This window comes from Nocardia sputi, assembly GCF_023501985.1.
The window spans coordinates 1-929 of the sequence record NZ_JAMFLC010000074.1 but is presented as its reverse complement, the minus strand read 5'-3'; the positions used below and the strand labels follow the sequence as shown (position 1 = coordinate 929).

1 pseudogene is annotated in these 929 nt (G+C 69.0%); it reads right to left on the bottom strand.

Annotated elements, in window-relative coordinates:
• Positions 1–929: pseudogene (locus M8859_RS37445) on the bottom strand (hypothetical protein); the annotation flags it as partial.

Here is a 929-nt window from a genome sequence, read left to right as displayed (position 1 = left end):
ACGACGTCGAGGGATTGGGTGTGGCCGAATGCGTGTATCTGCTCCGATAACGGTGTCGGCTTTGGTTGTTGCTGGTGTGGTGGTGAGTGGTTCGGGGGTGCAGTCGCCGGTGGGGGTGTCGGCGCCGCGGGCGCCGGAGGTGTTGGCGGCGGCGTCGGGTGGGGGTGTGGCGGGTGGGTCGTCGGGGGTGGTGGGGTGGTTGCCGGTGTCGGTGGAGGGGCCGCGGCGGTTGCGGGCGGTGACGCCGGGGGTGGCGCCGTTTGCGGGTGTGGTGCCGTTGCAGGAGCTTTCGTTGCCGGGGGTGGGGGGTGCGTTGGGGATTCCGGAGGTGGTGTTGGCGGCGTATCGGAATGCGGAGTTGGCGTTGGCGTCTTCGGCGCCGGGGTGTGGGTTGTCGTGGAGTTTGCTGGCGGGGATCGGGCGGATCGAGTCGGGGCATGCGCGGGGTGGGCGTACGGATGCGGCGGGTACGACGGTGTCGCCGATTTTCGGTCCGGCGTTGGATGGGAGTTTGCCGGGGAACGAGGTGATCCGGGCTGGGGACGGTGGGTTTGTGCGGGCGGTGGGTCCGATGCAGTTCTTGCCGGGGACGTGGGGGTTGTATGGGGCGGATGGGAATGGGGACGGGGTGTCGGATCCGCATAATGTGTTCGATGCGGCGTTGGCGGCGGGGAAGTATTTGTGTTCGGGGGGTATGGATCTGCGGGATGGGTCGCAGGAGTTGCGGGCGGTGTTGCGGTACAACAACTCGATGGCGTACGCGGCGAATGTGTTGAGTTGGTCGGCGGCGTATCGGACGGGGGGTTCGCCGCAGCAGGTGCGGATTTCGCCGGATGTGGTGGCGCCGGGGACGTTGCCTTCGGTGGGGCCGGGGTCGGAGATGGCGGCGGTGACGACGACGGCGCCGCGGGTGGGTGAGTCGCCGCGGG